Below are 21,970 nucleotides of genomic sequence, written 5' to 3'. Positions count from 1 at the left end.
TCAGAACAGCGTGATGAACGCGCCCGCGATCCTGCCGATCGTAACACGCCGCTGAGTTCTTAGTTGACGGCCTTCGAGAGTTCGGCGCCCGCCTTGAACTTGACCACCTTCTTCGCCGCGATCTGGATCTCCTTTCCGGTCTGCGGGTTCCGTCCGGTCCGGGCAGACCGCTTCGAGATGCTGAACGTGCCGAACCCCTCATCCTCGTCCTCTTCGCCACCCACCGAGATCCGATCTCCTTTTTTCAGGGCCTTCGTCGTCGTGTTGATGAACGCCTCGAGCGCCCGCTTCGCGTCCTCCTCCGATAGCCCCTCACGCGGATCCCGTTCCGTTTCACTCGCGACGTACTCCGCGTCGATCACCACGTCGGCGTCTCGACACTTGGCGCTGGCCTCGTCGCCCTTGCCGGGGTTGAGATCGAGGGCGGCCGCGAACTCCGGGCAGACGGCGAACGTCACCGGCGAATCGTCTGCAGGCCCGTTTCGGGAACTCGGATTTCGACCCGTACTCGGATTCCGCCCCGTCCGGGCGGAGCGCTTCGAAATACTGAAGGATCCGAATCCGACCAGTACGGCGCTGTCGCCCTTCTCCAAGGCTCTCGTCGTCGCGTGGGTGAACGCGTCGAGCGCCCGCTTCGCGTCCGCCTTGCTCAGTCCGGCTTCACTCGCCATAGACTCGATCAGTTCCGCCTTGTTCATCGCCGCGGTCTGACCGGTCATCGTCAACGCGCCAAGTCCGAGGAACGTCGAGAGGATGGCACCCCTCCGCAGTACGGTTCGCCGCGAGAGCTCGTTTTGGAACATGTTACCTTTACTCACAGCCCTCTAACGCTCCGTGAATATATAAGCATATTTAAAATTTCGTATTAGTACTATCATATCACGTCCTCTCGTTGTCTGAAACCGAACGCGGACCGGGACGTTCGCTGTGGAACGGAGACACTTCGCGACAACACACTTTGCACCGGCACTGATTCACCCGGTGTACAGATCGATTCAAATCGGTGCATTCAGACGAACCGAGCGTTCATTTCCTGATTTTTGAATAGTATGAGATTTTAGAGACTTCCTGAAACAGACAAACGCGAGATGGTGTGTACTGACCGATCACCCTCTCGCGGGTCGGCTCCGGTCCGTACCACATTCGCGCCCTCTACTCAGCACGGCTGTTGCATCATCCCACTTGTCGAGGTTCCAACAGAACGAAATACCGCGATCCGCCTATAGCCGCAGCCGCTCGACAGACGTGCCGGTGCCGCCGAAGTCGGCAAGTGCGGCGTCCGTGTCGTCACCGGTCGCCGCGGCGACGACCACTGTGTCGGCGTCGAGGTCGGCGTCGAGTCGGACCTCGTACTCGCCGTCGTCGGGTGTCGCCAGCGTCGAGCCGTCGGCGGTGTACACCGCGACCGCGTCGCCGGCCGTCTCGCCCGAGATCACGAGCTCCTCGCCCGCGTGCTCGACGGCGGCGGTGAGTTCGGGGCCCGCGGGCCGGTCGCGCTCCACGTAGCGCTCCCGGACGACGGTCGGAGTCTCGACCGGCTCGCCCGCGTCGACGCCGTGCGCGAGCCGGATGTAGCCGGCCATCGACCACGCGAGCGGGGTCGCCCCCCCGGTTCCCTCGCCGAACTCCCAGCCGTAGTCGGTCGGGTGCTCGCGGTCCCACACCTGCTCCGGGAGCATCCGCCCGGAGTTGCCGAAGCCGGCCATCGTCTCGAGCAGGGCGTCGGGTTCGAGGGCGTCCTCGTCCGTGCCGCCGAAGGCGTCGGGGCCGTCGGCGCGGGCGCGGAGTTCGTACTCGCCGCGCTCGCCGGTGAAGATCGGCCACAGTCGCCCGCGGCCGTCGCCGGTGCCGGCCCACGGCGCGCCCGGGTCGCCGGTGGCGATCTCGCCGTAGGCGTCGCCGACGTAGCGGTACCACGCGGGGCCGTACGGCGTGTCGACGCGGATCGAGTCGTCGACGACGGAAACGGAGTTCCGCACCGTCTCGTCGTCCGCCGGCTTCACGCCGAGCCGGACGAGCTCGAGGAAGCCGCCGTCGACGATCTCCCGCTCGTCGTAGGTCGGCCCGTCGTTGGCGATCGTCCGCGGCCGCCCGGACTCGGGGTCGCCGTCGGCGGTGACCCGGAGGTAGTACGGCGTCTCGGCGTGGCGCTCGGTCCCCGTCGACGTCGCGCACCACTCCTCGACGCGCTCCGTCCAGTCGTCGGCGAGCCCGAGCCACGCGAGCGCGTCGGCGCGCAGCGCGTCGGGGGCGAGGTCGTCGTCCGAGACGCCCACCGCCCCGCCGCCCGACTCGATCCGGTCGGCCTCCGCGAGCGCGAGGGCGGCGCCGCAGACGAGCCCGGCGATCTCGGCGGCGATACTCGACGGCGAGAAGCCGGCCTCCTCCTCCCAGCGCTCCTGGGCCGTCTCCGGGCCGTTGGCCGCGATATAGCCGAGCGACCGCCGGACCTGGTCGTAGGTGTAGTCGGCGTCGTCGGGGGCGACCCCGTGCTCGTACAGCTGCCACGCCATCACGGACGGGAACGCGATGTTGTCCATCTGCTCGCCGCCCCAGCGGGTGCGGCCGTCGATGTAGGTGTTCTGCGGCAGGAAGCCGTCGTCGTCCTGCTGGGTGTTGTAGAGGTACGCGAGCGCCTCGGCGCCGCGGTCGACCTCGCCGACCTCGATCAGCGCCGTGAACACCTGATAGAGGTCGCGCGACCAGACGAAGTTGTAGCCGTAGCCGCGGTCCTCGGCGGCGTACTCCGTCTCGCCCCACGGCACCGACGGGCTGGCGATCCCCGCGCCGTCGTGGCGCTTGTCCTCGACGGCCGCGAGGGTCATGAGCGCGAAGCGGTACTGCGCCGCCAGCTCCGCGTCGCCTGTCACCGAGTCGGGGAACTCGCGGCCCGACAGCCAGTCGCGCCACGTCTCGATGTAGGAGTCGGCGACGTCGTCGAAGCCGCGGGAGATGGCGTTCTTCGCTTCGTCGAGCGCGGCGTCGGTGTCCGCCTCCTCGGCGAAACCGAGCGCGACCGTCTCCGAGACGGCGGTTCCGCTCCCGACGAGCCCGGCGAGCACGACGTTGCCGCTGGCCTCAGTCAGGCCGGGGCCGCGCTCCCCCTCGGCGAACAGGCCCTCGGCCTCGTGCCCGCCGGCCAACAGCGTGCTCGCCCACTCGAACCGGCTCTCGCTCGCGAGCGCGAGCGCGACCTCGAAGGAGTCGCCGTCGTCGTCGACGAGCTTCCCCGTGCCCCGCTCGTCCGCGTCGTCGTTGCGCGCGACCAGATGGTAGCCGTCGGCGCTCTCGACGCGGTCGCCGCGGTCGTTCGTCCCGACGTTCGTGATCGTCGTGTCGACTAAGGCGTACACGTCGTACTCCCGCTCGCCCTCGAAGTCGACGTCTGCGAGGACGGCGTCCCCGTCGGTGTCGACCGCGTACTCGACGGTCAGCGTCCACTCGTGGCCGTGGCCGTCGCCGCTCTCTCGGATCGTCTGCGTGTACGCCAGCGCGTCGCCGACGGTCGGTTCCGTCGTGCGCTCCACCGTCTCCGTCGTCGTGACGTGGCTCGTCTCGTCGAACGTCCGGACGGTGTGCCCCGTCTCCGGGTCGGCGACGAGGAAGTCGAACGTCCGGACGTTCATCACGTCGATCCGCGGGAACCGCGCCTCGGTGAGCGCCCCCTCGGTGAGCGTGAACCAGACCGGGACCGGGTCGTCGGCCTGGTGGTCGGCGGGCGTGCCGACGCCGAACTTCCGGCCGGTCGTCCAGTGGGGCGCCTCGTCCGGCCCGGTCGGCCGGTCGTGCGGGACCGGGAGCGCGCCGTACTTCGCGAGCGTCACCGTGGCCTCGATCCGGAGCGCGTGCGACCACCCGATCGGCGTCGCGCTGTCGAGGTCGCCGTCGTCGAACGCCTGCTCGGCGAAGAGCCCGGCGTCGTTGACGAAGTGCCCGTCGGGCTCGCACAGCGAGTACAGCTCGCGGGCCGACCCGAACAGCTCGTCGGCGTCGCCGCCCCGCTCGCGGACGAGCCCGCCGAGCTCGGCCGCGGCCGTGGCGCCCCACAGCGTCGCGATCGACCACACCTTCGCGGCCCCCTGCTCGGCCGTGCGCCAGTCGTCACCGGTGAACCGTACGAGTCCCTCGACGTCGGCCGTCTCGCGACGGAGCGTCTCGATCGAGTTCCGGACGTGGGTCCGCACGCTGTCGAGGAACGCGTTGAAGTCGGCCGCGGTGACCGTCGCGCCGGCGCCGTCGGTGACCGCGCCGTCGACGTCCGCGCGCTCCTCGCGCAGCGCCGCGTACTCGACAGTCGCGCTCGCGAGCGCGAACGTGCTGGCGTCCGCGCGGTCGTCGCGGCTCTCCTCGCTCTCGCGCTGGGGGAACCGACCGATGTCCGGATTCCAGCGGTCGTCGAGTCCGGCGAGCGCGTCGTCGGCCGCCGCGGCCGCCGCGACGCGCGTCTCGTCGTCGACCGGGGCCCGGGCGACCGCGGCGAACGCGCGGAGGTACGCCGCGCCGGTGTGCGTGAACCGCCCGAGGGCGTTCTCCCAGCAGTTCTGGCACCGACGCGGGAGCCCGTCCGCCTCGGTCGTCTCCCGGAGGAAGGCGACCGCGTCGGCGATCGTCGCGTCGATCCGATCGCGCCACTCCTCGGGGAGGTCGGTGGTGCGACGGAGCCGGGCGAGGAACGCGACCACGGAGGCCGGCTGGTCGAGCTGGTCGTTCGGACTGGGCGTCCCGTTCGCGCCCTCGATCCGGGCGTTCGCCCAGCCGGGGGCGACCTTCCCCGAGTCGGCCCAGACGCGGTGGGGCCACGAGCCGTCGGCGTCCTGCGTGCGACACAGGAACGACGCGGTCGCGAGCAGCTCCTCGTCGGCGTCGAGGTCGATCTCCTCGCTCGCGCTCAGGAGCGCCGAGGCGGTCTCCGCCTCGTCGCGGAACCAGGTGTAGCCGTAGCCGCCGGAGGTCGAGTAGAAGGGGTCGAACTCGGGGGCGGCGATCCGGGCGCCGGACTCGGCCGTCAGCAGGTCGAGGGCGCGGAGGTCGCTGGCGATCACGCCGCGTCGCGGCACGTCCTCGGGCACCGTCGGCCCGCGCCCGTCGGCGGCCTCCCGGAGGTCGGCGGCGTCGGGGTAGGCGGTCGCGATCCGAGAGAGCTCCTCGATCCGTCGCTGGCGGTCGGGGCCGTCGGTGAGCGCGTCCATCGCGTCGTCGCCCGTCTCGCGGGTCTCCCGGCGGTCGACGACCGCTCGGCTCGCCAGCGTGACGCGCTCGCTCCGCCCGTCGCGCTCGAAGGGCGCCCGGACGACGACGTCGGGGGTGAGCCGCGAGTCCTCGCGCTGGTCGATCTCCCCGCGGTGGGGGAACCCGTTCTCGTCCTCGCCGAGCAGCTCCGTGATCGTGCGGAGCCGCTGGCCGTGCGCCGCCGAGAGCCCGGTCGACGCCGTGAGGAAGTCGTGTTCGCTCCGGTGGTACACCTCGACGACGCTCCCGTCGTTCGGGCCGGCCCCGTCGTGGACCAGGTTGCCGACGCGCCCCTCGACCATGTCCGGCGAGAACGCGCAGGCGGCGACGAGTTCGGCGCCTGCGGGCGGGGCACCGCGAAGCTCGACGTGCGTGAGGTGCGTGTCGCTCACGACGAGATCGAACTGGTGGATCGTGTACCGGCCCGCGTCGTACTCGGTCTCGACGAGCGGCGTGTCGCCGTCGTAGTGCTGTCGCGTCGTCGTGAGGTCGTCGAACCAGCGGACGCCGCGTCCGGCCGTGATGCCCATTCGGAGCCGGTCGGCCCCGCCGACTCCCGACAGGGAGTACGAACAGTCGTGGACGGTGCCGTCGGGCCCGACGTGGACCAGACGGCCGTCGTCGCCCGTGAACGCGCCGGCGGTCGTGGGACGCTCCGCCGGATAGCGCTCGCCGCGCCGACGTTCGTGCTCCGTGAGAGCGGTTCGCAGTCGCATAGTCGCTTTGCGATACCCTCGGTAAAAGCCTTGACGAACGAGGCGACCGACCGGTCTCGCCGCGGTTCGGCGAAGGGCAACAACGAATACCCCGGGTGCCGATGGGTGGCACATGCACCACCCTGGACCCCCCCGGTTCCTTCCCACCGGGGAGACGACGCAGCTGGCGCCGCGGGACCCGAACCCCGAGGCGGAGTACGAGTGGCGCGTGGCCGACGCGCCGCCGGACAGCGAGGCGACGGTCGGCGAGGCGGCCGTGACTGACTTCACGCCGGACGTCCCCGGTCGGTACCGGATCGGCCTCGACGCGCCCGACGGCGACCACCTCCTGACGGTACGCGCGTTCGCGTCGAGCTACGAGGGCGTCGACGTCGCCGGCGGCAGCGGCACGGCGATCCGCGACCGCGACGCCGACCACGCCGGAATCGACTACGGCGCCGAGCGCGCCCGCGAGGGCGTCGGCCGCCCGCGGGTCCTGCTCGACGCGACGGTCGAGGACGGGGACGAAGGCAGCGAGAGCGCCGAGGTCGTCGTCCGGGCGACGCCGACGCCGAACCCCGAGTCCGACCTCGAGGCGTCGGACCTGGCCGTCACCGTCGTCGTCGACGACCGCGACGTCGAGGAGGCGGTCGCGGAGGGGCGACGGAATCCCCGAGACGGGCTCCGGACCTCAGACGACGGGCGCGAGATCCGGATCCCGGCCGACACCGTGCCGGACCGCCTCCGCGTCCACGGCGTCGCCGTCGCCCGTGAGCCGGGACGCGAACAGCGGGTGAGCGTCGCGGACGCGGTCGCGGTCGAGCGCGTCGATCGGAGCGGCCTCACGGCCGCGGACGAGGTCGAGCCAACAGACCCGGACCTGGCCGTCCCGACCGGCGCCGACGGACCCGCCTTCGAGACCGTCCGGCTCAACCAGCCGCCCGAGTGGACGACGGACGCGACCGTCTACGAGGTGTACGTCCGGACGTTCGCCGACGCCGACGAGGGGGAGGCGTTCGAGGAGATCGCGGAGCGGATCCCGCGGATCGCCGAGCTCGGCGTCGACACGCTGTGGCTCACCCCCGTGCTCCAGCACGACGGGAAGCCGCACGGCTACAATATTGTCGACTTCTTCGACGTCGCCGAGGACCTCGGCGACCGCGACGACTACGAGGCGCTCGTCGAGACCGCCCACGACAACGGGATGCGAGTGCTGTTCGACTTCGTCGCCAACCACACCGCGCGCGACCACGAGTGGTTCCGAGACGCGTATCAGAACCCCGACTCCCCGTACCGCGACCGCTTCGAGTGGCAGGAGTCCGGCGAGCCGGGCACCTACTTCGACTGGGAGCTGATCGCGAACCTGAACCACGCGAACCTCGACGTGCGCCGGTTCCTGCTCGACGTGATCGACGAGTGGGCGCCGCTCGTGGACGGGTTCCGCTGCGACATGGCGTGGGCCGTGCCCGACTCGTTCTGGCGCGAGCTCCGCGACCGGGTGAAAGCGAAGGACCGCGAGTTCCTGCTGATGGACGAGACGATCCCGTACATCCCCGGCTTCCACGAGGGGATGTTCGACGTCCACTTCGACGCGACGCTGTACTTCCAGCTCCGGCAGGTCGGCCGCGGCGCCGAGCCCGCCAGCACCGTCCTCGACGCGATCGACCAGCGCGCGGAGATCGGGTTCCCCGACCACGCCGGCTTCCTCCAGTACATCGAGAACCACGACGAGACGCGCTACCGCGTCGAGTGCGGGGACGCCGCCGCGGCCGCCGCCGGCGCCGCGACGTTCACCTTGCCCGGCGTGCCGATGGTGTACGCCGGCCAGGAGATCGGCCAGCGCGGTCGCCGCGACGCGATCGCGTGGGAGCACGCGCGCGACGAGGTCAGGGAGCGCTACGAGCGCCTGCTCGCGACCCGCGCCGACCACCCGGCGCTCGGTCCCGAGGGCGACCTCGAACGCGTCGGGTACCACGTCGCCAGCGGCGACCTCGACGAGCGGCCGATCGTCGCCAGCGGGAACATCCACCCCGACGACGTGGTGGCGTTCCGCCGCTCAACCGACGACGAGTCGCTGATCGTCGTCCTCAACTTCGCGCCCGACGAGGCGAGCGTCGCCGTCGACGCCGCCCACGCGGACCGCGACCTCGTCACCGACGAGCGCTGCGTCGTCACCGACGGCGAGGGGACCGAGCGGATCCGCGCCGACGAGGTCGCGATCGTCCGAGAGACGGAGGAATGAGCGGCGGGAGCGCCTCCGAGGGATCTGGGTTCGCGGTCCTCCCGGAGCGGACCGCCGCGCTCGTCGAGCGGGCTCGGGCCGACCGCGACGCCGCCGACGGTCGGTTCGAGGCGGCCAAATCGATCGCCGAACGGCTCGGCGCGCACCCGATCCGGGGGGCGGACGCGGACCCGGCGACCGACCCGCCGGCGGGCGTCGCCTTCGGCTTCTGGACGCCCGACCTCGTCGACGCCGGGGTTTCGGTCGAAGACGTGCGACTCGAGCTGTTCACGCCCCTGTCGGACGACGAGAACGGAGACGACCAGCGGGGGGAAGCGACGATAGACCCCGGCCGCGACGACCTCCGCGAGGTCGCGTTCCGCGTCGACCGGCTCCCGGTCGAGCGCGACGGCGAGTTCCACTGGGTCGCCGTCGAGGGGATCCCCGTTGGGACCCGCGACCGGCTCGGCGCGCTCTACCAGCTCGCGTACCGAACGCCCGACGGGGACGACGAGTGGGAGACGGTCCGTGACCCGCTCGCGTACTCGGTCCCGTTCGGGGCGTTCGCGCCCGCCGAGGCGTACGACTGGCCGCGCTTAGATGCGACGCGGCCCGACCGCGACCACTTCGCCTCGCTCGGGACCGGCGACGAGGCGCTCCCGACGACGGAAGACGACGGGCTCCCGCGGATAGACCCCGCGACGAGCATGCTGGAGATCCACCCCGGCACGTCGACCGAGCGCGGGTCCCTCGCGGCGCTCGCGGAGCGGTTCGAAGCGATCGGGGAGAAGCTCCGCGCCGGCGACCCGCTCGCCCCCCACGAGCGCAACTACGTCGGGTACGACGCGGTCCAACTCATGCCCGTCGAGCCGCTCACGCAGGCGTACGGGCGGCAGTGGTACTGGCGCCCCGGCGGCGTCGACAGCGAAACGCCGGACGGCGGCCTCGACCGCGAACGCGACGCGGAGCGCGTGACCGTCGGCGTCGAGCGCCCGGACCAGACCAACTGGGGGTACGACGTCGTCGTGAGCGCCTTCTCGGCCGCGAACCCGGCGATACTGGAGACGGGGCGCCCCGACGAACTCGTCGACCTCATCGCCGCCTGCCACGCGATGCCCGACCCGATCCGGGTCGTCTTCGACGTGGCACTCGGGCACGCCGACGAGGCCGCGGCGGAGCTGCTCCCTGACCCCTTCTTCGAGGGGCCGGGGATGTACGGGCTCCACTTAGACTACCGACAGCCCGTGGTGCGGGCGATCCTCCTCGAACTCCAGCGCCGGAAGGCGAACTTCGGCGCCGACGGGATCCGCATCGACGGCGCGCAGGACTTCACCTACCACGACGAGGAGACCGGCGAGCAGGTCCACGACGACGCGTTCCTCGCCGAGATGGACCGGATGACACACGAGGTCGCCGGGACCGAGTTCCGCCCCTGGATGATCTACGAGGACGGCCGACCGTGGCCGCGCGAGGACTGGGAGCTGGCGTCGACGTACCGGACGCTGATCGACCGGCACCCGCACGCGTTCCAGTGGTCGCCCGTGACGTTCGCGCACAACAAGCCAGCGCTCCTGACGTTCTGGGTGACGAAGTGGTGGCGCATGCGCGAAGTCGGCGAGATGGGAAGCCAGTGGATCACCGGCGTCGCGAACCACGACACGCTGCGGCGCGGCTCGCAGGTCGAGGTGACCGACGACTGGAGCGGCGCGCTGATCAACCCGTACCTCGCCGACTCGCCGCCGGAGACGATCCGCGAGGCGTACGACAGCCCCGCCGCGCTGGTCTGGTTCCACGTCGCGATGCCGGGCGTCCCGATGGACTTCCTCCACGCGAACTACCGGGCGCCGTGGGGGTTCGTCCGGGACACCGACCCGACGTGGAACGTGAAAGTCGTCGCCGAGGAGGCGCCGTGGATCGACTGGCACGTGCCGGAGGGGGCGTACGGCGAGCGCGCCGCGTTCCCGCGGCTGAAAGAGCTCGGATTCGAGACGCGCGCCGAACTGAAGGAGTTCGTCACGACGCTGGCGGCCCTGATCGACGCGACGGACTACGACCTCGACCTCATCGCGGAGCTGCTGTCCGTCAAGGGGACGCCGCTCGCGGAGGGCGGTCGCGGCGACGCCGCCTCCAGCGACGCGCTCGCCGCGACCGACCTGCGGGCGTTCTCGTTCGCGTGGAGCGCCGACGTGGCCGAGTACCTCGTCTTGGACCGGTGGGAAGACGACCAGGGCGACGCGCGGACCGCGTTCGACCGCCGAGTCCGCGAGTTCCGGCAGGCGCGGCCCTGGCTCCGACGCGACGTCGATCCGAGCCGCGGCGAGGCGTTCGGCTACCGGCATCCGACGGAGGGGACCGTGGTGTACCAGGCGCTCAGACGCGATCCCGACGGGGACGAGGCGCTGCTCGTCGCCTGCAACGTGGAGGGAACCCCCGTCGAACTGTCGCCGACGAACGTCCTCGACGACCTCGGCGTGACGGCCGAGCGCGACGGAGGCGGCGATCCGGACGGAGCGCTCGACTGGGCCGTCGCCCTCGCCGCGCCCGACGCGAACGCGGCGGTCGGAGACGACGCGGGCCCCGTCACGCTCGAGACCGCGGACGCGGTCGTGTGGCGGGCGGACCGCGACGACTGAACCGGCCGCCCGGCCGCGACGCCCGAGACCCCCGCCGGACGCAACGCTTGAGTCGGTGGGGATCGCAGGGAGACGCATGCGATTCGATCGCTCCGCCGGCGTGTTCTGTCACGTCACCTCGCTACCGGGACGGCACGGGATCGGCGATCTCGGGGACGGCGCCGCCGCGTTCCTCTCGTTCCTCGGTGACGCCGACGTCGACTACTGGCAGATCTGCCCGGTCGGCCCGACGACGGACGGCGCCGGGGAGTCGCCGTACCAGTCGCCGTCGGCGTTCGCCGGCAACCCGCTCCTGATCGACCTCGACGGGCTCGCCGCCGACGGCTGGCTCGACGAGGCCGACCTCGAACCGGCGCCGGAGTTCCCGACCGACAGGGTCGACTACGCTGCGGTTCGGGAGTACAAGCTCCCGCTGTTGCGCACCGCCTTCGAGCGGTTCGACGAGGAGGCCGGGGAGGAGGCGGAAGCCGACCTCGACGCCTTCCGCGAGCGCGAGCCGTGGCTCGCCGACTACGCGCTGTTCCGGGCGCTCTCCGAGGCCCGCGACGAGGACACCTGGGTCGAGTGGCCGGAGCCGCTCCGGACGCGCGACCCCGAGGCGCTCGCGGAGGCTCGCGAGCGACACGCGACGGAGGTCCGGTTCCGGGAGTTCGTTCAGTGGACGTTCGACCGGCAGTGGCGCGACATGCGGGCCGTCGCGGCCGAGGAGGGCGTCTCGATCGTCGGCGACGTGCCGATCTACGTCGCGCTCGACTCGGCGGACGTGTGGGCGAACCCGGAGGCGTTCCGGCTCGACGAGTCGAACCGCCCGACCGCGGTCGCCGGCGTCCCGCCGAACCCGGGCGACGACGGACAGCGCTGGGGGAACCCCGTCTACGACTGGGAGCGGCTCGCCGAGCGCGACTACGACTGGTGGATCGCCCGGTTCCGCCGGCTGTTCGACCTCGCGGACGTGGCGCGGCTCGACCACTTCCTCGGGTTCGTGAAGTACTGGGCGATCCCGGCCGACCGCGACGACCCGGCGGCCGGCGAGTGGCGGGCGGGGCCGGGCCGCGACCTGTTCGAGACGGTGGAGCGCGAGCTGGGCCAGACGCCCTTTATCGCCGAGGACCTCGGCTTCGAGGAGCCGGCGATGGACGAGCTGATGGCCGAGTTCGGCTTCCCGGGGATGCGCGTCCCGCAGTACGCCGACTGGTGTCAGGAGGGGAACCCGTACCAGCCGATGCACTACCCCGAGGGCGTCGTCGGCTACACGTCGACCCACGACACGGACACGTGGGTCGGCTACTTCGAGGACCTCCCCGAGCGGCAGCGCGACTGCTTCCGGTACAACGTCGGCGCGGACGGCGACCGCGAGGTCGAGTGGGAGATCATCGACGAGGTGTGGGGCTCCGAGGCGGTGCTCGCGATGACGACGGTGCAGGACCTGCTCGGGCTCGGCAGCGAGGCGCGGTTCAACGAGCCGGGGACGATCGACGGCAACTGGGAGTGGCGCGTGACCCGCGACGCGCTCGACGACGCCGTCGCCGACCGGCTGTGGGACCTCGCCGGACGCCACGTGCGGTAGGCCGATGCTCGGTTGGGGCCTCTCGGACGGGTCGGTCCTCCACCTCGCCGTGATCGCTGTCGCGACCGGCGCCATCTGGATCGGGAGCAGCTGGCTGGAGGAGGCCGCGGAGACGCTCTCGGGATACTACGGGTTGCCGGCGGTGGTACAGGGGTCGATCGTCGTCGCCGTCGGATCGAGCTTCCCGGAGTTCGCGAGCGTCGTCGTCACCGCGGCCACCGGGATATTCGACATGGGCGTGGGGGCGCTCGTCGGCTCCGCGATCTTCAACATCCTCGTCATTCCGGGGCTCTCCGGGTTCGGCGCCGCCGACGACCTCGAGGCCAGTCGCGCGATCGTGTACAAGGAGGCGCAGTTCTACATGATCGCCGTGTCGGCGCTCGTCGTCACCTTCTCGCTCGCGGTCATCTACTTCCCCGTCTCGTCGGACCCGATCGTCGGGGAACTGACTCGGCCCGTCGCGGCGATCCCGCTGATGCTGTACGGGCTCTACCTGTTCATCCAGTACCAAGACGTCGACGACGCGGGGATCGATCGGATCCGGGAAGGGGTATCGATCCGGCGCGAGTGGGGGAAGCTCGCGGCCGGGTTGCTCGTCATCGGCGTCGCCGTCGAGCGGCTGGTCGCGTCGGTCGAGTCGCTCGGGTCGGCGTTCGGTGTGCCGGAGTTCCTCGCCGGCGTCACGATCGTCGCGGCGGCGACGAGCCTCCCGGACGCCCTCGTGAGCGTCCGGACGGCGCGCGAAGGGCGGGGCGGGACGAGCCTCGGGAACGTGCTGGGGTCGAACACGTTCGACCTGCTCGTCGCCATCCCGGTCGGGGTGTTGATCGTCGGGAGCGTCGACGTGAACTTCTCGACCGCCGTCCCGATGCTGGGCGTGCTCACCGTCGCGACCGTGTTGCTGTTCGCGGCGCTCCGGACGGACCTGTCGCTCACCGAACGAGAGTCGTCGGTGCTGCTGGTCGCGTACCTCCTGTTTATCGCGTGGGTGGTCGCAGAAACGGTCGGTGCGACGAGCCTGTTGCGGGGCGTGTAGACGGCTATCGGTTCCGACCGATGATGAAGTACAGCACGAGCCCGAGCAGCGGCGCGAGGAAGGCGACGATGGCCCACAGGAACGCGGGCTGGTCGCTGCGCTGCTGCGCGTCCGTGTAGATCCAGATGATGATTCCGATCTGTACGAGCAGCACCAGCAGACCGAACAGGAGGGCGATCCCGCCGGCCAGCGCCTCTTGAAGCAGTATCGGGGACATCGGGCGGATCCATTCGCGGCCGCGACAAGAGTCTTTGGGGTTCGCCCGCAGTCCCGCGGTCTCCGCCGACCACACCGTTTTGGTCCGGTGGTCCCCTTACTCCGTATGAACCTGCCAGTCGACGCCCACCGCCTCCGTGCGGACATCGAGGCGAACGCGGCGTTCGGTCGAGTCGAGTACGACGACCCGGCGAAACACGGGCGGACGAATCCGACCGGGAGCGAGGCGAACCGCGCCGCCCGAGACCGGCTGGTGGAACGCATGGAGGCGGCCGGCCTCGACGTCGCCGTCGATGCGGTCGGGAACGTCCTCGGGACGTGGGTCCCCGACTCCGCGGACCCGACGGCCGCCCCCGCCGTGAGCGGGAGCCACCTCGACAGCGTCCCCGAGGGCGGGATCTTCGACGGCCCGCTCGGAACGTACGCCGCGCTTGAGGCCGTGCGCGCGTTACAGGAGGCGGAGGTCGAACCGTCGCGCCCTGTGGGCGTCGTCAGCTTCACCGAGGAGGAGGGCGGGACCTTCGGGGACGGCCTGCTCGGTTCGGCGGTGGCGACCGGCGTGACGGACGCCGAGGACGCGCTCGCGCTCGAGAACGACGCCGGCGAGACGCTGGGCGAGGCGCTCGACCGGATCGGCTACCGCGGCGACGACGCGATCGACCCCGCGGACTGGGCGGCCTTTTACGAGCTCCACGTGGAGCAGGACACCGTCCTAGAGGCGGCGGACGCCGACGCCGGCGTGGTGACGACGATCACCGGGATCACCCACTGCGAGGTGCGGATCGAGGGTGAGGCGAACCACGCCGGCGCGACCGCGATGGGCGACCGGACCGACGCGCTCGCGGCCGCGAGCGAGTTCGTCCTCGACGTGGAGGCGGCCGCGAACGCGGTCGTCGACGAGTTGAGCGCCTCCGCGGTCGGCACCGTCGGGTCGCTCTCCGTCTCACCGAACGCGACGAACGTCGTCCCCGGGCGCGTCGAGGCCGGCGTCGACGTGCGGGACGTCGAGGCCGAGTCGATGGAGACGATCGTCGCGGCCGCTCGCGAGGCGCTCGCCCGCCTGGAGCGCGAGCGCGGCGTCGAGACCGCGTTCGAGCGCCCCTTCAACGTGGCGCCCACGCCGATGAGCGACCGTCTCCGGAAGGCCGCCCACGCCGCCGCGGCCGACGCGGGGCGGACCGCGATCGACCTCCACTCCGGCGCGGCGCACGACGCGATGCGCGTCGCCCGCGTCACCGACGCCTCCCTGCTGTTCGCGCCCTCGCGAGACGGGATCTCACACAACCCCCGAGAGTGGACCGACTGGGAGGACTGCGCCGCCGCGACCGAGGTGCTGGCGGGAGCCGTGGCGCGGGCCGCGGTCGACGGGGAGTAGGCCCCACGCGTCGACAAGGACTGGCGGCGCACCGTGGCCGACGAGGGGCAGCTGGCGGGTCACAACCGTTTTGCCGGTCGGCCGCGACCCACGAGCGTGAAACGCCCAATCGCGCTCGGCGCCGTCGCGCTCGGCGTCGTCGCCGCCGTCCTCGGGACGGTGGTGGGGACCACCGGCGTCCTCGACGGGTGGCCCGACCTGATCGGCTACTCCGCGACGCTCGTCGTCGGCCGGGCGCTGCTCGTTTTCGCGGTGGGGGCGCTTTTGTACGGGTCGTACCGCCTCGCAGTCGGGGTGTTGATGCGATCGGCGAACAAGCGGCGCGCGTACAACACGCGCAACCTCCTCCGGCTCGTCTTCGGCTTCGTGGGGACGGTCGCGACGCTCGCGGTGTTGACCGAGAACTGGCTCGGACTCCTGTTCTCGCTCGGGGTCATCGGCTTCGCGGTCACGTTCGCGCTCCAGCAGCCGCTCCTCTCGCTCATCGCGTGGGTGTACATCACGGTGAAACAGCCGTACGGCGTCGGCGACCGCGTCCGGATCGACGACGCGAAGGGGGACGTGATCGGGGTCGACTTCCTCGTGACGACGCTGTGGGAGATCAACGGTGAGCTCGTCACGACGAACCAGCCCTCCGGGCGGGTGGTGACGGTGCCCAACAGCGTGGTGCTCTCCTCGAACGTCGTCAACTTCGGCGGGGGCGGCTCCCCCTACGTGTGGAACGAGATCGGGATTCAGGTCGCCTACGAGACCGACCTTGACTTCGCGCGAGAGGTGATGGCCGAGGAGGCGAGCGACCTGCTCGGCGACGAGATGGCCGCCGGCATCGCGGCGTACCGAGAGGCGCTCGCCGAGACGCCGGTGGAGCTGGAGGTGCACGACCGCCCGACGGTGAACGTGACGCAGGGCGAGTCGTGGGTGGAGCTCCGCGTGCGCTACCTCACCCACCCGCGTCAGGGACAGCGCGTGAAAAACCGGCTGTACGAGCGGATCCTCGAGCGGTTCAACGACGCGCCCGACCGCGTGGCGTTCCCGGTGAGTCGGAGCCGGTAGCGGATCGAAGGTCGAACCGGCGGCGACGACCGCCTCGGAGACATTTATATAAGTCAGCCACGTTTTCGTGAGCGATCCTTCGATATTCTCGTGAACCGGCCGGGGTGGAAACGGTCGTCTTCGAACCTCTAGAGGGGTTTTACCGAGATTCATGGTAACAAACCACACAATACATTTATATACTCTCGAGACTTACTATTGGTTAACGAATCGGCGCGCCCGACACCAGTATTTTGTTCGGGAGTTCGATCGGAGAGAACCCATGACAGAAACACGCACGCGAGACTACGGCGGAGAAACGGAACAAGAGCGAACGACTCGGAACCGAGCGGTCGAGACGGAGTCGGCCGAAGAGGAGTCGACGGCGGCGGAGCGGACCACGACCTGCCCGGAGTGCGGCGGGAGCCTCATCAGTGATACGGAGCACGGCGAAACGGTGTGTGACGACTGCGGGCTCGTCGTCGAGCAGGACTCGGTCGACCGCGGGCCGGAGTGGCGCGCGTTCAACTCCGGCGAGCGGGACAGCAAGTCCCGCGTCGGCGCCCCGACGACGAACATGATGCACGACAAGGGGCTCTCGACGAACATCGGCTGGCAGGACAAAGACGCCTACGGCAAGTCGCTGTCCAGCCGCCAGCGTCAGAAGATGCAGCGGCTCCGCACCTGGAACGAGCGGTTCCGCACCCGCGACTCCAAGGAACGGAATCTCAAGCAGGCGCTGGGCGAGATCGACCGCATGGCCTCGGCGCTCGGCCTCCCGGACAACGTCCGCGAGACCGCGTCGGTCATCTACCGCCGCGCGCTGAGCGAGGACCTGCTCCCCGGCCGCTCCATCGAGGGCGTCGCGACTGCCTCGCTGTACGCGGCCGCCCGGCAGGTGGGGAACCCGCGGAGCTTGGACGAGTTCACCGCCGTCTCCCGCGTCGACAAGATGGAGCTCACCCGGACGTACCGTTACGTCATCCGCGAGCTCGGCCTCCGCGTCCAGCCCGCTGACCCCGAGAGCTACGTCCCGCGGTTCGTCTCGCGGCTGGAGCTCTCCGAGGAGACGCAGCGGCTTGCCCGCGAGCTCCTCGACGGCGCGAAGGAGTCCGGCATCACGAGCGGGAAGTCACCGGTCGGGCTCGCCGCGTCCGCGGTGTACGCGGCCGCGCTCCTCTCGAACGAGAAGGTGACACAGAGCCAGGTGTCGGAGGTCGCCGACATCAGCGAGGTCACCATCCGGAACCGGTACAAAGAGCTCCTCGAAGCGAGCGAGGGAGTGGCGGCCTGAGACGCCGGGGGGCACCGGACGCTCCCACCGGCGCCCGCGACAGACGAGATTCTCTCCGGACGGTTTTCCGATCTGTGATTCTCGGTTACTCTTTCGACTCTTTTCCCTCCGAATAGCTTCGCCGAGCCGCCGCGACCGCCGTCTCGATCTCCGTCGCGGCGGCCCGCGCAGTGACGTGTTTCTCGCCACGCGTGGCGCGTTGCTCGCCACGTACGTTTTTAACCCGGCCGCGTGTACGAGAGTCCATGGTGGATGCGTTCGTCAGACTCGTCTGTCCGGAGTGCACCAAGGAGTGGCAGGACAACCCCGCGGATTTGCAGGATCTCCGCTCTAATTTCAGCTGTCCCGACTGCCACGCGACCCGTCGGCTGACGGAGTTCATGCGAACGGAGCGTGATCTCGAGGCCGTCAAACAGTTCCAATAATCCCCGCTCGTCGAGCGCGCGAAGACGGAATCATTCCGATCTGGCCGGCAGAATCGTCCCGAGCCGGCGGGCAGAACCTTCCCGATCGATAACCCGAAAAGACCCGTCTACGCCTCGTAGCCGTCGAATACGCGAAGTCCCATGGTAACGTGACTCAAGATAGTAATATAAACCTCCGGTAGCAAAGGACTGTTACTCATGAAGAAGCAGGAGCTCATCCATCTTCACGGCCTTCTCGCGGAGGTACGAAAACAGTGCGAGTTCTGGAACGAGGATATCGACCTCGAGGCCTACGAGGAACTCGGCGTCAAACCGACATCAATTCACAAGTCGAAAACAGACCACAAAGCGGCCGTTTTTAAGCTGACCGAGGGGATCACGGAGCCGATGGAGGAGTCCGAATCGGAGCCGCTGGCCCCGACCGCAGACTGAGACTTCGCTCTCGTTCCGACCGTTTGTCGACCGCCTAGCGACGGCTCCGTTCCTCCCGTCTCACCATCGGCGCCGCCGGCCCTCCCCGGCGCGCCGCGGTCCGCGGAGCTCCCGCGGGCCGTCGACGCGCTACGGCTCCTCGTCCGGGGCGTCCGATTCGTCCGCGTCCTCGCGCTCCTCGTCCGACTCGATCTCCTCGACGTCGAGGACCGTTAACGGGATGTTTCGGAGTCGCTGGCCGATCTCCTTTCGCGCGACCCGACTGGCGTGTTCGGCGCGTTCGACGTTGAACACGTCCATGCTGAGCTCGAGCGCGACGAGCGCCTCGTCGGCGGCCACGAACGCCGGCGGCAGCTCCTCTCCCGCGGGCGACGTGCGGGTCCCGGTGTCGATCTCCACGTAGCTGAGGTCCGGATTCAGCATCTCGCCGGTCTTCGAGATCGCGATCCGGACGGCTTCGTCGGCGGTCCCGACGTCGTACACGGGGACGGCGGCCTCGACGACGACTCGGCAGTCCATCACGGTGACACGTACCACACGAGCGAATATGAAACTTCGGCCGACAGGTCGAAACGTCGAAACGTCAGAGCGGGGATGCTGCGGAGCGACGGGGTCGCCGACCGCGTGCGCGACCCTCCGGATTCACTCGCCGCCCGCGCGGAGGTAGTAAAACACGTACGTCTGGGCGTACCCGGCGTACTCGCCGCCGAAGCGGTCACGGATCGCCCGCGACGTCTCGGCGTAGTTGCCGCGCTCGCAGTCGGGGTAGTACTCTTCGATGGTCGTCCGGATCCAGGTGTCGAGCGGGACCGCCTCGAGGAAGCCGAGCGAGAACAGTAGCACGCAGTCGGCGACTTTGTCCCCGACGCCGACGAACCGCGTCAGCGACTCGCGCGCCTCCTCGTACGGGAGGTCCGCGGCCGCCAGCGGATCCGCTTCGCCCGACGCGACCATCGCGGCCGTCCGCTGGACGTAGGGCGCGCGGTAGCCCAGCGAGAGATCGCGCAGTTCCTCCTCCGATCGGGCGGCGAGCTGCTCGGGCGTCGGGAACGCGCGGTACGCCTCTCCGTCAAGTTCGACGGCGTCGCCGTACGTCTCCCGGAGGCGGCGCTGCATCCCGTGGATCCGCGCGACGCGCATCTGCGCCGAGCAGATAAAGGAGATCAGACACGGGAACACGGGGTCCCGCGTGAGCCGCATCCCCTCGTACGCGTCGTACGCCCGTTCGAGGAGCGGGAGGTCCGGGGTCGCGTCGAGGATCGCGTCGAGGTCGTCGTCGAGCCGGAACAGGTGTTCGAGGAGCGGGACGGCGTCGGTCGTCGACTCCCAGCGGAGCGTCCCCTCGTGGACGCCGCCCTCTTGTCTGACCCGCAGGGGGACGCGCTCGTCGACGACGCCGGGGATCGGGGTGACGACGGTCTCGTACCACTCCTCGCCGCCGTGGGCGTGGAGGTCGGCGTAGGTGTCGCCGTCGGCGCGGTTCCACAGGTAGCTCTGCCCGCTCTCGACGGTCGCCTGGAGGTCGAACGCGCCGGACAGGTCCGCGACGTCGATTGCGCCTCGTTCCATTACGAACTGGGTTGGGTCGCGACCATATTCGCGTTTCGGTACCGGCGGCGCCGGGACCGCGAGCCTGCCGACGCCGACGGAACGCCGGCAACGCCGAGGGGCGAAGGGGGGTTTTTGCCCGGTCGCCACGTAGCGAGGGTATGCCGACGTACCGCCGGACGACCCGCGTTCCCGCACCCATCGACGAGGTGTGGGCGTTTCACTCCACGATCGACGGCCTCCGCGAGCTCACGCCGGACTGGATGAACCTCCGCATCGCCGGCGTCGAGGGGCCGGACGGGGAGCCGGATCCGGAGGTGCTCGCCGAAGGGTCGCGGATACGGATGTCGATGCGACCGTTCGACGTCGGCCCCAGACAGCGATGGGTCTCTCGGATAGTGGAGCGAGAGCCCGACGGCGACGCGCCGGTCGATGAGAGCGCACGCTTCGTCGACGAGATGGTCGGCGGTCCCTTCCGACGGTGGGAGCACACCCACGCCTTCTACGCCGACGGCGAGGAGACGCTCCTCGTCGACACCGTTTCGTACCGGCTGCCGCTCGGTCCCCTCGGCGACCTCGCCGGACCGTTCGCGAAGGTCGGATTCGAGGGGATGTTCCGCGACCGGCACCGACGAACGATCGCTCGGTTCGAGTCGTAACGGCCGGGAGAACAGGCGGTTCTCGATGTCAGGCGGGAGCGGTCGCCGCCTCCGTTCCGAAGGAGAGCTCGAACACCGCGCCGCCGTCGTTGTGGACGTCCAGCTCCCACCCGTGCGCGTCGGCGATCCGGTCGACGATCGCGAGTCCGAGCCCGGAGCTCCCGGCGGTCGAGAACCCCGAGTCGAACAGCGAGTCGCGCGCCTCGGGCGGGACCCCCGGCCCGTCGTCGGCGACGACCAGCCCGCGCGCGCCGGAGCGGTCCCCGTCAGTCCCGACCTCGATGGTGACGTCAGGGCCGCCGTGGTCGACGGCGTTCCGGAAGAGGTTCTCGAAGAGCTGTCGCAGGCGGCCGGGATCGGCCTCGATGTGACCGACGTCGTCCCCGACCGCCAGTGTCGCTCTCGGCGCTCTGACCGAGTTCCAAGCGTCCTCGGCGATCGACGCCACCGGGACGGACTCCGTCTCGTCGATCGCGTCGCCGCGCTTCGCGAGCATGAGCAGGTCGTCGATGAGCGTCTCCATCCGGAGCACCGCGCGCTCCATCGCCTCGTACTTCGGCCGGGCGACGTCGTCCTCGACGAGGTCGAGGTATCCGGAGAGGACGTTGAGCGGGTTCCGGAGGTCGTGCGAGACGACCGCGCTGAACTGCTCGAGCCGCTCCGTCTGGCGGCGGAGTTCGAGCCGGCGCTCGTTCCGCGCGATGGTGTGAGCGATCAGGTCGCCGAAGGTACGGTACGCGGCGACCTCCTCTTCGGTCCACGCGCGGGAGTCGTCGGCCTCGAACGCGAGGACGCCGATCAGCTCCCAGTCGCTGACGAGCGGGACGTGGACCGTCGCCGGCGAGGGCTCGGTATCCGCGCTCCTCTCGTCCGCGCCCTCGGCGGGGACCGGCGGGCGAACGACGTTCTCGAACGTGGAGAGCCCCTCCGGGTCGGGGAACGCCGCGAACGGTTTCGGGCCGGGATCGCACTCGCCGGACGACCAGTGATACGCCGGCTCGAACGCGTCGCCGTCCTCCAGATAACAGACGATTCGATCGACCCCGACCTGCCGACCGACGTTCTCCATCGTCCAGACGATCTTCGTCTCGACCTCGTCCGACCGGGTGCTCATCAGGGTCGTTCCCGCGTCCAGCAGCACTTCCCGGAGCCGCGCGACGTCGTCAGAGCCGAGCCGGGTCAGCGCGGGATCGATCCCCTCTCGAAGCCGCTCGACGAGGGGCTCGGTCGCGGCACCGTCCGGTTCGGTTCCAGATCGGCCGTCGCGTTCGACGGCGACGACGTCGTCGACGCCCGTGTCGAGGACCGCGCGGAGCGTTTCGATCCCCGGATCCTCGACGGCGACGACGACCGGGACGCTCTCTGGTGTCGCCGCGAGGCGATCCCCCACGACGCCCGTCTCGAGCGCGTCGCTCGTGGTGACGATCCCGCAGACGTCGGCCAGCGGCGAGGGAGCGTCCTCCGCGACAGCCGCCAACTCGGGGGGAGCGATCGGCCGATACCCCACCGACCCGGACCCGCTCCACGCGGCCTCCACCGCGTCGGCGACGCGGTCGCGTACGTCCGTGTCCTCGCCCACGTAGGCGACGACTGAACGACGGTGCATAC

16 protein-coding genes and 1 pseudogene are annotated in these 21,970 nt (G+C 70.2%); 10 read left to right on the top strand and 7 right to left on the bottom strand.

Going from position 1 to position 21,970, the window contains the following annotated elements:
* Positions 1–59: 59 nt before the first annotated feature.
* The 3 genes and pseudogenes from Hrr1229_RS18420 to Hrr1229_RS14240 form a co-directional block, all read right to left on the bottom strand.
* The gene (locus tag Hrr1229_RS18420; RefSeq protein ID WP_343203825.1) at positions 60–359 is read right to left on the bottom strand and encodes an HU family DNA-binding protein; all 300 of its coding nucleotides are present in this window, start codon (positions 357–359) and stop codon (positions 60–62) included.
* 198 nt (positions 360–557) lie between these two features.
* Positions 558–671, bottom strand: a pseudogene (locus Hrr1229_RS18415) (HU family DNA-binding protein); the annotation flags it as partial.
* 549 nt (positions 672–1,220) lie between these two features.
* Positions 1,221–5,945 carry a glycoside hydrolase family 15 protein gene (locus tag Hrr1229_RS14240; RefSeq protein WP_123112289.1) on the bottom strand — a complete coding sequence of 1,575 codons (4,725 nt, stop codon included), beginning with the start codon at positions 5,943–5,945 and terminating at the stop codon, positions 1,221–1,223.
* 112 nt (positions 5,946–6,057) lie between these two features.
* Between Hrr1229_RS14240 and malA the strand changes: the two genes are divergently transcribed.
* The 4 genes from malA to Hrr1229_RS14220 all read left to right on the top strand — a co-directional run bounded on the left by malA (position 6,058) and on the right by Hrr1229_RS14220 (position 13,381).
* Positions 6,058–8,166: an alpha-amylase MalA gene (gene malA, locus Hrr1229_RS14235; RefSeq protein ID WP_123112290.1), complete on the top strand. Its 2,109-nt coding sequence runs from the start codon at positions 6,058–6,060 to the stop codon at positions 8,164–8,166.
* Complete coding sequence (gghA, locus tag Hrr1229_RS14230; RefSeq protein WP_123112291.1) at positions 8,163–10,778, top strand: glucosylglycerol hydrolase; 2,616 nt, start codon at positions 8,163–8,165, stop codon at positions 10,776–10,778. Before malA ends, gghA begins: the two co-directional genes overlap by 4 nt.
* 76 nt (positions 10,779–10,854) lie before the next feature.
* A complete protein-coding gene (gene malQ, locus Hrr1229_RS14225) occupies positions 10,855–12,345 on the top strand; it encodes a 4-alpha-glucanotransferase (RefSeq protein WP_123112292.1) in 1,491 nt (496 codons plus the stop codon).
* 4 nt (positions 12,346–12,349) lie between these two features.
* Positions 12,350–13,381: a sodium:calcium antiporter gene (locus Hrr1229_RS14220; RefSeq protein ID WP_123112293.1), complete on the top strand. Its 1,032-nt coding sequence runs from the start codon at positions 12,350–12,352 to the stop codon at positions 13,379–13,381.
* Positions 13,382–13,385: 4 nt separating this feature from the next.
* Here Hrr1229_RS14220 and Hrr1229_RS14215 read toward each other — a convergent pair whose 3' ends face one another.
* Positions 13,386–13,598: a PLDc N-terminal domain-containing protein gene (locus Hrr1229_RS14215; protein ID WP_123112294.1), complete on the bottom strand. Its 213-nt coding sequence runs from the start codon at positions 13,596–13,598 to the stop codon at positions 13,386–13,388.
* Positions 13,599–13,703: 105 nt separating this feature from the next.
* On the opposite strand from Hrr1229_RS14215, the gene Hrr1229_RS14210 reads away from it, so the two are divergent.
* The 5 genes from Hrr1229_RS14210 (at position 13,704) to Hrr1229_RS14190 (ending at position 18,155) form a co-directional block, all read left to right on the top strand.
* Positions 13,704–14,972: a Zn-dependent hydrolase gene (locus Hrr1229_RS14210; RefSeq protein WP_123112295.1), complete on the top strand. Its 1,269-nt coding sequence runs from the start codon at positions 13,704–13,706 to the stop codon at positions 14,970–14,972.
* A gap of 96 nt (positions 14,973–15,068) precedes the next feature.
* Entirely contained in the window at positions 15,069–16,025 is a 957-nt protein-coding gene (locus Hrr1229_RS14205) for a mechanosensitive ion channel domain-containing protein (RefSeq protein ID WP_123112296.1), read from the top strand.
* Positions 16,026–16,287: 262 nt separating this feature from the next.
* Positions 16,288–17,298 (top strand): transcription initiation factor IIB, encoded by a 1,011-nt coding sequence (locus Hrr1229_RS14200; RefSeq protein ID WP_123112297.1) that lies wholly within the window; start codon positions 16,288–16,290, stop codon positions 17,296–17,298.
* Positions 17,299–17,543: 245 nt separating this feature from the next.
* Entirely contained in the window at positions 17,544–17,723 is a 180-nt protein-coding gene (locus tag Hrr1229_RS14195; protein WP_123112298.1) for a hypothetical protein, read from the top strand.
* Between the two features lie 198 nt (positions 17,724–17,921).
* Complete coding sequence (locus Hrr1229_RS14190) at positions 17,922–18,155, top strand: UPF0058 family protein (protein WP_094522443.1); 234 nt, start codon at positions 17,922–17,924, stop codon at positions 18,153–18,155.
* Positions 18,156–18,284: 129 nt separating this feature from the next.
* Here the strand turns inward: Hrr1229_RS14190 and Hrr1229_RS14185 are convergent, their stop codons facing one another.
* Both Hrr1229_RS14185 and Hrr1229_RS14180 read right to left on the bottom strand, forming a co-directional pair.
* Positions 18,285–18,674 (bottom strand): DUF555 domain-containing protein, encoded by a 390-nt coding sequence (locus Hrr1229_RS14185; RefSeq protein WP_123112299.1) that lies wholly within the window; start codon positions 18,672–18,674, stop codon positions 18,285–18,287.
* 123 nt (positions 18,675–18,797) lie between these two features.
* Positions 18,798–19,724, bottom strand: a complete 927-nt coding sequence (locus Hrr1229_RS14180) for a DNA glycosylase (protein ID WP_123112300.1) — start codon at positions 19,722–19,724, stop codon at positions 18,798–18,800.
* Positions 19,725–19,864: 140 nt separating this feature from the next.
* On the opposite strand from Hrr1229_RS14180, the gene Hrr1229_RS14175 reads away from it, so the two are divergent.
* Positions 19,865–20,362, top strand: a complete 498-nt coding sequence (locus tag Hrr1229_RS14175) for an SRPBCC family protein (RefSeq protein ID WP_123112301.1) — start codon at positions 19,865–19,867, stop codon at positions 20,360–20,362.
* Positions 20,363–20,390: 28 nt separating this feature from the next.
* Here Hrr1229_RS14175 and Hrr1229_RS14170 read toward each other — a convergent pair whose 3' ends face one another.
* Positions 20,391–21,968 carry a GAF domain-containing sensor histidine kinase gene (locus Hrr1229_RS14170; RefSeq protein WP_123112302.1) on the bottom strand — a complete coding sequence of 526 codons (1,578 nt, stop codon included), beginning with the start codon at positions 21,966–21,968 and terminating at the stop codon, positions 20,391–20,393.
* Positions 21,969–21,970: the final 2 nt, after the last annotated feature.

The sequence above is a fragment of the Halorubrum sp. CBA1229 genome (genome assembly GCF_003721435.2).
Taxonomy (GTDB): domain Archaea; phylum Halobacteriota; class Halobacteria; order Halobacteriales; family Haloferacaceae; genus Halorubrum.
Note: the sequence above shows the minus strand (reverse complement) of the source record. Positions and strands in the feature narration are given on the sequence as shown.